Source organism: Flavobacterium sp. SM15 (assembly GCF_022012335.1).
Classification (GTDB): Bacteria; Bacteroidota; Bacteroidia; order Flavobacteriales; family Flavobacteriaceae; genus Flavobacterium.
Map to the genome: position 1 here is coordinate 1 of NZ_JAKLTO010000012.1, position 9,467 is coordinate 9,467.

Annotated in this window: 14 protein-coding genes; all 14 read right to left on the reverse strand. The window is 30.4% G+C overall.

Annotation, left to right across the window (positions count from 1 at the left end; translation table 11 throughout):
• Positions 1-185 precede the first annotated feature (185 nt).
• Entirely contained in the window at positions 186-557 is a 372-nt protein-coding gene (locus LZZ90_RS13755) for a hypothetical protein (protein ID WP_237791287.1), read from the reverse strand.
• A 186-nt stretch (positions 558-743) separates the two neighbouring features.
• Positions 744-1,190, reverse strand: coding sequence for a hypothetical protein (locus LZZ90_RS13760; protein WP_237791288.1), 447 nt, complete (start codon positions 1,188-1,190; stop codon positions 744-746).
• Positions 1,191-1,386: 196 nt separating this feature from the next.
• Positions 1,387-1,941 carry a hypothetical protein gene (locus LZZ90_RS13765; RefSeq protein ID WP_237791289.1) on the reverse strand — a complete coding sequence of 185 codons (555 nt, stop codon included), beginning with the start codon at positions 1,939-1,941 and terminating at the stop codon, positions 1,387-1,389.
• A 225-nt stretch (positions 1,942-2,166) separates the two neighbouring features.
• On the reverse strand, positions 2,167-2,583 hold the full coding sequence (locus LZZ90_RS13770; RefSeq protein WP_237791290.1) for a hypothetical protein: 417 nt from the start codon (positions 2,581-2,583) through the stop codon (positions 2,167-2,169).
• A 192-nt stretch (positions 2,584-2,775) separates the two neighbouring features.
• Positions 2,776-3,402, reverse strand: a complete 627-nt coding sequence (locus LZZ90_RS13775; RefSeq protein ID WP_237791291.1) for a hypothetical protein — start codon at positions 3,400-3,402, stop codon at positions 2,776-2,778.
• A gap of 193 nt (positions 3,403-3,595) precedes the next feature.
• Positions 3,596-3,979, reverse strand: a complete 384-nt coding sequence (locus tag LZZ90_RS13780) for a hypothetical protein (RefSeq protein WP_237791292.1) — start codon at positions 3,977-3,979, stop codon at positions 3,596-3,598.
• A gap of 102 nt (positions 3,980-4,081) precedes the next feature.
• Positions 4,082-4,240, reverse strand: coding sequence for a hypothetical protein (locus LZZ90_RS13785; RefSeq protein WP_237790726.1), 159 nt, complete (start codon positions 4,238-4,240; stop codon positions 4,082-4,084).
• A 430-nt stretch (positions 4,241-4,670) separates the two neighbouring features.
• Positions 4,671-5,273, reverse strand: a complete 603-nt coding sequence (locus LZZ90_RS13790; RefSeq protein ID WP_237791293.1) for a hypothetical protein — start codon at positions 5,271-5,273, stop codon at positions 4,671-4,673.
• A gap of 207 nt (positions 5,274-5,480) precedes the next feature.
• Positions 5,481-6,068 (reverse strand): hypothetical protein, encoded by a 588-nt coding sequence (locus tag LZZ90_RS13795; RefSeq protein WP_023576867.1) that lies wholly within the window; start codon positions 6,066-6,068, stop codon positions 5,481-5,483.
• A gap of 205 nt (positions 6,069-6,273) precedes the next feature.
• Entirely contained in the window at positions 6,274-6,999 is a 726-nt protein-coding gene (locus LZZ90_RS13800) for an SIMPL domain-containing protein (protein WP_237791294.1), read from the reverse strand.
• 205 nt (positions 7,000-7,204) lie between these two features.
• Positions 7,205-7,861, reverse strand: coding sequence for a DUF4844 domain-containing protein (locus LZZ90_RS13805; RefSeq protein WP_237791295.1), 657 nt, complete (start codon positions 7,859-7,861; stop codon positions 7,205-7,207).
• 198 nt (positions 7,862-8,059) lie between these two features.
• On the reverse strand, positions 8,060-8,353 hold the full coding sequence (locus tag LZZ90_RS13810) for a type II toxin-antitoxin system RelE/ParE family toxin (RefSeq protein ID WP_237791296.1): 294 nt from the start codon (positions 8,351-8,353) through the stop codon (positions 8,060-8,062).
• Complete coding sequence (locus LZZ90_RS13815; protein ID WP_237791297.1) at positions 8,354-8,596, reverse strand: type II toxin-antitoxin system ParD family antitoxin; 243 nt, start codon at positions 8,594-8,596, stop codon at positions 8,354-8,356.
• A gap of 238 nt (positions 8,597-8,834) precedes the next feature.
• Complete coding sequence (locus LZZ90_RS13820) at positions 8,835-9,383, reverse strand: hypothetical protein (protein WP_237791298.1); 549 nt, start codon at positions 9,381-9,383, stop codon at positions 8,835-8,837.
• Positions 9,384-9,467 lie beyond the last annotated feature (84 nt).

The following is a 9,467-nucleotide window of genomic DNA, read 5'->3' on the forward strand; positions in this document are numbered from 1 at the left end:
ATTTTTAACATTGCCACTAACGTCCCGCCGGCTTTATGAAGTTGCGGGATTTTATTACTGTTGCTCACAAATATACCGAAAAGATTAGAAGAGAAAACTTATTTCGAAGAAAGAAAAATATTCACTGACCATTGCCGATTAAAACTGAACAAAGCAATTTCATAAAACCGCTGTTATGGGCTGGTTTAATATTTATAAAGTTTTCTATTTTTTATTGATAAAATGATATTCACCAAAAATATTATAAAGTTCGTTAGGCTAATAAAAATTGCTGCAATGTGGTCTATATATTCATTAGTAATTAATGAAACGAATATTAAAATAATATTGATAATCGAAAGTAGATTATTTGTTTGAATTTTGGTAATTTTTAAAATACCAAAAAATATAATAAAGATTGCGCAAAGAAGCAATAAAAGAATTGTACTAATGTCTTTATCTTGATAAGCCCATCCAACAGTTTTATTGATTCCAATTTGTTGATAAGCAATTAAAACATATGAAATTGCCCCTGAAATTAGACTTAACAAAAACATGTTTTTTTTAAAAATTTCCATTCCGATTTAAGATTGTAATTGGTTTATGCAGTTTGCTGAAAACTTGCCCATAACGTCCCGGGGCTTCATGAAGTTGGGGTTTATATGTTCCCAAATCATTCCATAACCACGGAAGCCAAATATATGAAATAACCTTTAAATTTAGCCTTAAAGCCCCAATTTCATGAAACCCCTGTTAGCGGTAGTTTATTTAATTTTCTCAAATTCTATATTTCCCAAACTTATTTCAAATTCAGCAGTTTTATCATTAAAAACTTTAGAGTAAATTATCTTCTCATTAGAAAAACTTTTAATTAAGAATCCACCTCCAATTAATTTTGAAAAATTACCTGTTATGTTTTTCTCGAAATTAAAAACTCTGAGATTCGTTTTAACATCTTCGTCTGTTTTGATTAATTCTTCGTTTAAAATGCTTTCATCATATTGTTCAATTAATAAGACTTCTTCTTTTTCAATTGCTAAAAAATTATTTGTAAAATATCCATTATGTATTTTCTCTCCATTACTTGAATACAATTGAAAGATAAACTTCCAGTGATCTGCTTTAGGGTGAACTTCAGTAGGATGTATAGCCTTGAACAATTTTAAATGAAGAATATTTTGAGGATTTAAATATATTATTTCGTCTTTCATTTCGTCTCGTGAAGTTAAATTACCGCTAACGTCCCGCCGGCTTCATGAAGTGGCGGATATTTTGTTACTGATGCTTGCAAATATACCGAAAAGGTTTGAAGGAAATATTGAAAAAAAGAAATGACTTTTGATTCCTGCTCATTCCATTATGAACTGGCCCCGCCATTTCATGAAACCGCTGTTGGCAGTAGTTTTTTTAATTTTCAATTTTTACAATTATCTTTTTTTCAAAGTTTCTATTGTCAGATGTGCTACAATTAAAAGTAACTTCGTAATCATCAGATGTAAATAAACTTTCACTTTTAAATTTTTGGCTAAATTCAAATATTTTGTCAGTATAAAGACCATCGTAAATTTCTATTTGACTTTTTATTTTATCGATTTCAAATAAATTTTGATTTGCATTTATTGTTACATTTTTATATTTAAAAGGATGGTCAAATTTTAATGAATATGTATTTTCTAATAAAGAATTATCGTTAACTCTTCCTCTTTTAAAGGCATAGCATTTTGCAGATAACCCTAAATCTAAACTTGCGTTAAAAAGGGTTTTATATGTAATTATAAAAACTAAATCGTTTTTTAATATGTTTGTTTGTGTGAACCGATTATATTCTCTTTCGTTTTTTCTTTCGCTAACTGTTGCTCCATTAAATTCAATATCTGAAATTAAATAATGTTGTGGTGACCAACATTCACTCATAACAATTAGACAAAGATAAATTCCTATAATCTTAAATAGTTTTTTCATATTCAATAATTTTATTTTCTCCCTTTTTGGACAAAATTACTGCCAACGTCCCGCCGGCTTTGTGTCAGGCGGGGATTTTTGTTACTGATGTTTACAAATATACCGAAAAGTATTAAAGAAAAAACCTCACTTCGGAGAAGAAAGTGCAAACACCGGCTCTTACCGATACACACCCAAAACCCCGCTTGCACAAAACCGCTGTTAGCTGTAGCCTTCTATTATTTTTTAGGCAAAGAATAAAGCAAAAACAAAAGGCACGGCAACAATAAGTGAAATTATTAGCGGTTTCCAAATTGATTTTTTATCAAAGTTTTCTTTTTTAGGGAAGTATTTAGGAAAATAATATTTTGATAAAACAAGTCCTCCAAAAACATTTAAAGATATACTTAAAGAAGGATTATTATTGTCTGGAATATTTACAATTAAAATGGAAATTATTGAATAAAGTATAGACAAGACTAATATGTTGTTTGCTTCCTTTTTTTTACCAATATCTTTTAGATTTTGCATTAACAGAATACCTCCAAAAAGAGTTGTAAAAAAAAGAGAAAAACCCCATACAGAACGTTCCGAATATATTTTCTGTTTTTCAAATATTTCAAAATTACTTACTTCTTCGTTTTGCTCATTTTTAGTTATCATAATGTATAAAGTTTGGTTATGGTTTTCGTACGTCGGTTACAGCTAACGTCCCGCCGGCTTTAAGAAGTTGGGGATTTTTGTTCCCTGACCATTCCGTTAAGACTGAAGTCAAATATACAAAAAGACCATTCCATTAAACACTAAAGCCCCAATTTCTTAAAACCGCTGTTAGTGGCTGTGCCTTCTTTTCATTTATAAATTATCTATATAACATTCGAAATATGGTTTTTCACGATAAATAATTGCTTGTTTGTAATCATCTGGAAATGTCATTCCTCCATTTCTGTGTGACATTAATTGTCCATCAATCACATAAGAGTGGTTTATTATTTCTTCTATGTCATTGACTGAATAATTTTGTGGAATTTGAAAAAACTCCCAACGAAACGAGCTGCCAAATGCAAAGTATTTAGCATCTTTCATTTTCACAGCAAAGCCAGTCCATCCCATTGTTGTTTCGCCCTGTATCTGTTTTTGGATATTTAAAGGAAATGCGTATTTACTTTCTTCGACCGAATCAATATCATAATAATTGATGCAGTTACCATTGGTTACAAAGTTTTTGACAATATTGTAATATCCTGCACTTGACGATGACGAGAATTTAGAAAAAAAACTTTTTTTATTTTGCTCTTCTTTAAATCTTCGAATAGCAAGATTTACTAATAAATTTGGATTTCTAAAAATTACACAAGGAATATAAGTACCATCCTTTAAATATACAGCAGCTCTATAACCTGGACCATAAATAGTGTCGTTTAATGGCTCAATATTTTTTTTAAGAAATTTTATTATATCTTCTATCTGTTGGTTTTTCATTCGTCTAGTTTTTCGGCATTGCCACTAACGTCCCGCCGGCTTTGTGAAGGCGGGGATTTTTATTACTGATGTTTACAAATATACCGAAAAGTTTGGAAGAAAAAACCTCATTTCAGAGAAGAGAGTAGAAGCACCGACCGTCCCATTACACACCCAAACCCCGCTTTCACAAAACCGCTGTTGTATGACGTTTTTATTTCAGTATTGGTTTGTATTCATTCGAAACATGCCATTCTTCAATTATCGGCATTTTTCTAAATCTTTTGCTTATTAATAATTTTAATACTTTGCTATTTTCGGTTAGTGCTAATTTTATCCACAGCGGTAATTCGTTTTTATATGTTGTTAAACTATCACAAACTTCATTTAAACTTAGCCTTTTCCCGACTCTTTCTGGTAATGACCAAAATTTCATAATATCATCAGAATTGGTTTTGGCTTCTTGTTTTTCTTCGGGATCATATTCAATAATGTATTCCAACTCATCTGGATTTTCAGTAAAAAAATTTTCAATCCCTATTTCGGACAGAAATTTAGTTAGTTGGTTTTTTAAAAATATTGAATTTGATTTTTGCACGTTCTGTTTTTTTAAAATGTCATACAACGGGATGGGGCTTGGTGCAGTACCCTTTTTCCCTTACTCTGCTAAAGTACTAATTTTTTCAATTAGTACTGACCACTACAAACGATAAAAAGGGTATTGCACCAAACCCCTGTTAGCCGTAGTTATTGATTTAGTTATTCTCAAAGTTTTTTTCAATAACGGAGTTGGAAGGCCTCCTCCAAAATTGAATTTTACGTAATCTACTTCTTTATGAACATAAATTGAATTGATCATATGTTTGATATGATTAGTTCGATTTAGGCTTCCGCTAATTTTTTGGTTCCAATAATAAATCAATTAAAGATATACTGGATATTTGACTTGTACGATTTTTTTTACTAACTTCGTCAAGTCTTTAACGCAGCCATGCGTTTGGAAAGTAAACTTTCCACCGATGTCAATCGCAAGACTTGCGGATAGCATCTTAATATTTTTCCACAATAAAATTAGGGGATTCATAAACACAAAACTTCGGAGGGCGCACCAATTACGGCTAACGTCCCGTGGCTTTGCGAAGTTTGGGGATTTTTATTACTGTTGATTACAAATATACCGAAAAGAGTGAAAGAAAAACTTGAATTTTTATGCAAGAAGTGCGAGCACAAACTTTTCCCAACACACACCCAAGCCCAAATTTCGCAAAACCACTGTTAGCCGTTCGGTTTTATTCCTTTAATAGTTTTTCGTCAAACCAAACATCTTCATATCCATTTTCGGTTATTAGAAATCTAAATCCTTCGTCAAGTCCTAAATAGTCAATTAGTTTGGGCTTTCTTTGCATTAAATGTTCAGCACAAATTGGCTTGAAAAAGTTATCGTCTTCCGAATAATCTCCGCTCCAAATGAACCAACAAACTTCGCCCTTTTTGGTTTTGTGTCGCAATCCATTTAAAGTTTCTAAATCTAAATTATCGGAAATACCAATGTTTAGATTTTTATTAATAGGTTTCCAATTGGAACCATATTTTTCACAAATAGTTTTTTGCTTTTCAATATGAGAATTCCAAAAATTGTATTCTTCTAATTCATCAATATTGGTTTCCAATCTTTTTTTCCAAAGCTTAATATTTAGTTTATTAATTGGGAAATTAATTATTTCATTATCCCATTCAAATAAAGTATCGGAAATTATTTTGTCGTTTTCGTCCCAATCATCATCGTCCGACATTATAGCGTTAGATGAAAATACCGAAAGATAATTTGCATCAATTTCTTCGTTTAGAAATTTATTGCATAATTCTATCAAATGTTTTCTTTCAATATACATTTTCGTTGTGTTTTCGTTTCGTTCGGCCAAACTGACGGCTAACGTCCCGCCGGCTTTCTGTCAGTGGCGGTTTTTTATTACTGACGTTTACAAATATACCGAAAAGTAATTAAGAAAAAACTTCTTTTTAAGAAGAAATGCGAACACTAACCATTCCAAAAAATCCCCAAACCCGCCATTGCAGAAAACCGCTGTTAACGGCTGGCTTTATTTTCCAAAATACTGAATCAATAAAATTATTCCATAAATCCAAAAATTGTAAAGTACAGTATAACTAAAACCATATAATAAACTTTTAGAATAATTTCCTTTACATTCTGCTGATTTTTTAAATACTAACCTCAAAGCTCTGAAAAAAATCCAATAAAGCATTGCAATAAAAATCAAAACTGTAATCCATAAAATTGCTCCAAAAAACCAAAATAAATAACTGATAACAAAAGCTGCAATAAACCAAAAAATAATACTCATTATTATTCCTGCGATTCCATCTCCAACATCTGGAACATCTGAACTGCTATCTAAAGTAACTTCTTTTAATTTATCTATTTTCTTTGAATCAAACCTATCAGTTATTTTACCAAGATTATCTTTCAATTTTACTCCTTTGTATAATCCGATAGAAATGAATAGGAGGAAAGCGATAGATAATATCGTAGTTGATAATAGTGAATTTTCTATAATTGTTCGATGTGTACCAAGCCCGAAAAGCCAAATAGATAAAACCGTTAAACTTATCACCATGATACTAATGATGAAGATGTTTTTGGTATTAACGATTGTATATTTTCTCATTTTTTTTTACCGTTTCGTTCAGCCAAGCTTGCCGTTAACGTCCCGCCGGCTTCATGAAGTTGGGGAAATTTTATTACTGATGTTAGCAAATATACCGAAAAGGTTTGAAGGAAATATTGAAAAAATGTAAAAGACTTTTAAAGCCTGACCATTCCATTAAATACTACAGCCCCAATTTCATGAAACCGCTGTTGTGCGATCGCTTTTATTTTTTTAAGATTTCAAAAGTAATAGTTATACTTTCTTCTAGTTCTTCTTCCTCAACTTCAAATTTATCAAATGATGTTTTTGGCATTGGAGCTGAAAATTTACGACTTTCAGCAGCAGCTACTTTTAAATCAGCAAACTTTCCAGAATATTCTAACCGATTACCAAATTTTGAAACATTTTTTACATCACCTAATTTCACGTTTAATGATTTTGACATATTTTCAGCGTTTCTTTTTGCATCTTCAATAGCTAATTGCACCAATTTTAACTTAGTTGATTTTTCTAATTCTGATGAAATTTGTGTCACAAAATCTACGTTTAAATCTGAGTGAGTTCCTTGTTGAAGTTCTTGGTAAAAATTATCAATTAACTTATTATCCAATCCGAATTCAATATTTAGCGAATTTGTAACAACATATTCATTTTTGTTTTCTTCATTTTCATTTTTTGAAATATCGTAATCAGAGACTTTTATGTTTTTACTTGTAAAACCTAAATTTAGTAATGTTTTTGATAGTTTTTCAACTTCTTCGTTTAATTCTTTGATTGCGACTTTTTCAATAGTGTTTCGCTTTTCAATACTAATTCTAAAAATTGCAATATCTGGTTTTACTTTTACTTTTGAATTTCCTTCTGATGATAATTCATTGCCATTATTTGTTTGTGCAAATGAAAAAGATGTTAGAATAAGTGCTGTAATAAGAGTTAATTTTTTTATCATAATTTTTTAAGTTTCTGTTTTGGTAAAGTGTCGCACAACGTCCCGCCGGCTTTGTGTAGGGCGGGGATTTTTGTTACTGATGTTTACAAATATACCGAAAAGTATGAAAGAAAAAACCTCACTTCGGAGAAGAAAGTGCAAACACCGGCTCTTACCGATACACACCTAAACCCCGCTTGCACAAAACCGCTGTTAACAGCTGCCTTTATTTTCTAAAATATTGAATTTGTTTCAATCTAATTTTTGCCTCTTCTAAATTGTAATCATTTCTAGATAATTGCTCCGTTAATTCATATTCTCCAAACTTTAGCCTTTTAATTTTTGGCCCTTTATCGATTAAATTATATTCACCGCAAGATTTACACTTAACGATGAAAAAATCAGAATCAGGTATTTCATCATCTTTTTCCAGAATAAAAGTTTCTAGGTTAGAATTACATTTTGTACAATCTTGCGATAGAGTTTCAATAACTTTCTCTTTTCCTTTTATTAATTCAGAAATTTTTAAAAGTGAGTTTAGAACTGAACCATAAAGCCATTTATTCAATTCATTTTTAAAATCGATGTCGATAGACTTTGATATTTGATAAAAGTAATCACAGATAAAATCTTTTTCTTCAGTATCGAAATTTGATTTATCAAAAGTTTTTAAACTTTGACGCAAAGCTTTTTTCAAATCGCTTTGAGATGAATTATGTTCTACCAGATTTATTAAAGAACTCAAACATAAATCTAGCTTGTTTTCCATTTGCTCACATAGTTCTGAACTCGATGGATTTAAACCTCTTTTTTCCCATTCTGAATCCGCAAACTTTTTCTTTTCTAATAAATATTTTAGTTTGTCAAATTTCGTATTAGTCATTTTTGCGTCTTTTTTATTCCAAGGTTGCTGTTAACGTCCCGCCGGCTTCATGAAGTTGGGGGTTTTTTGTTACTGATGTTAGCAAATATACCGAAAAGAATGAAAGAAAAATTTTTAAAAAGCAAAGACTTTTAAAAACCAAACCATTCCATTATTACCCAAGCCCCAATTTCATGAAACCGCTGTTATGTGAGGTTTCTATAATTTACTTTTCAAATCCATCATTCCGTGTAAGATTCTTTCAATCTCAATTTCATTTTTTGAAATTTCTCTATAGAAAATAATATGCTCACCACATTTATAACCGAGAACATTCAATGAAATAATTTCATAAGGTTTTCCAAATTGCGGATTGTTTGCCAAATCCGCGCATGAAGCGATTATTAGATTGTAATATTTCTCAGCTTGATTTTCTGACCATTCTTCAGTAGTGTAATCCCAAATATTTATTAAATCGTCGAGAGCTTTATTGGTAAAGTTATATTTAGACATTTATTTTTTTCTTGCCTTTAATGTTTCCAAAAACTTTTTAGGATCGAAATCTTCTACGATTCCACTATCAATTCCTTCTTGTATAGCTTTTCTTAAAGCAATAATTTTATTTTCTTCATCTTCAAGAAGGCGCAAACCTGCACGTACAACTTCACTCGCATTATTGAATCTGCCATTGTTGACACTACTTTCTATGAAACTTTCAAAATGGTTTCCTAATGATATTGATGTGTTTTTTCCCATGACTTTTTAAAAATTTTAAGCAAGTTACCAAAAAATGGTAACACAAACAATTTTACCGCAAAGTTTTTTCGAAATCTCACATAACGTCCCGCCGGCTTTGAGCTGGTGGGGATTTTTGTTACTGATGTTTACAAATATACCGAAAAGATTGAAAGAAAAAAGTTGAAAAATAGGAGAGAAGGGCAAACACTGACCATTACCGATAAAACCCTAAAACCCCACTTGCTCAAAACCGCTGTTATGCACCGTTTTTTATTATTGATGTAAACAGAATCATAAATTCAGTATGATTTATAAAATAGAATGGACCATTTAATAAATCAATAAGATGTGTAGTTTTATTCTCATGGACGATATAAATACGGTTGTAATAATTTTTTATATTGGTGTTCTGTGAGGTTTTTACTTTACTCGTCAACTTAACAAACTTTGAAAATTTAATTTCGGTTTTCGGAATTAAATACTTTCCAATTAGGTTGTTACTTTTGATTTGAATTTTTTTATTCACTAAGTCAATTTGTATATCATTTGTTGTAATATAAAATCTTGAGAATAATAAAATTGTAATTATAAGAATCCCCAAAGATAACCAAGCATTAAAATTATTTACATTTTGAATAATAAATGTCGTTGGAAAAGCTAAAAGAAAAATATAAATTATTGCAAATAATGTATTGTTGGATTTTGCTTTTATAGTAAAACTGTTTTTGTTTTCAATTATTTCAAATCTAGAATTAGTTTGATTAGATAACTTACTTAACGAATTAATAGATTCTAAATCTCTCAAAATAAGACAAGTATTGTGTTTTAAGTTTCTGTTATTGTCTTGTCCTGAAATAGGTTGACCATTTTGGTTATTAATTCAGGTTGT

Bases quoted from the DNA above. Each gene is read 5' to 3' on its own strand.
- LZZ90_RS13755 (WP_237791287.1), bottom strand. From the start codon at position 557: ATGGAAATTTTTAAAAAAAACATGTTTTTGTTAAGTCTAATTTCAGGG.
- LZZ90_RS13760 (WP_237791288.1), bottom strand. From the start codon at position 1,190: ATGAAAGACGAAATAATATATTTAAATCCTCAAAATATTCTTCATTTA.
- LZZ90_RS13765 (WP_237791289.1), bottom strand. From the start codon at position 1,941: ATGAAAAAACTATTTAAGATTATAGGAATTTATCTTTGTCTAATTGTT.
- LZZ90_RS13770 (WP_237791290.1), bottom strand. From the start codon at position 2,583: ATGATAACTAAAAATGAGCAAAACGAAGAAGTAAGTAATTTTGAAATA.
- LZZ90_RS13775 (WP_237791291.1), bottom strand. From the start codon at position 3,402: ATGAAAAACCAACAGATAGAAGATATAATAAAATTTCTTAAAAAAAAT.
- LZZ90_RS13785 (WP_237790726.1), bottom strand. From the start codon at position 4,240: ATGATCAATTCAATTTATGTTCATAAAGAAGTAGATTACGTAAAATTC.
- LZZ90_RS13790 (WP_237791293.1), bottom strand. From the start codon at position 5,273: ATGTATATTGAAAGAAAACATTTGATAGAATTATGCAATAAATTTCTA.
- LZZ90_RS13795 (WP_023576867.1), bottom strand. From the start codon at position 6,068: ATGAGAAAATATACAATCGTTAATACCAAAAACATCTTCATCATTAGT.
- LZZ90_RS13800 (WP_237791294.1), bottom strand. From the start codon at position 6,999: ATGATAAAAAAATTAACTCTTATTACAGCACTTATTCTAACATCTTTT.
- LZZ90_RS13805 (WP_237791295.1), bottom strand. From the start codon at position 7,861: ATGACTAATACGAAATTTGACAAACTAAAATATTTATTAGAAAAGAAA.
- LZZ90_RS13810 (WP_237791296.1), bottom strand. From the start codon at position 8,353: ATGTCTAAATATAACTTTACCAATAAAGCTCTCGACGATTTAATAAAT.
- LZZ90_RS13815 (WP_237791297.1), bottom strand. From the start codon at position 8,596: ATGGGAAAAAACACATCAATATCATTAGGAAACCATTTTGAAAGTTTC.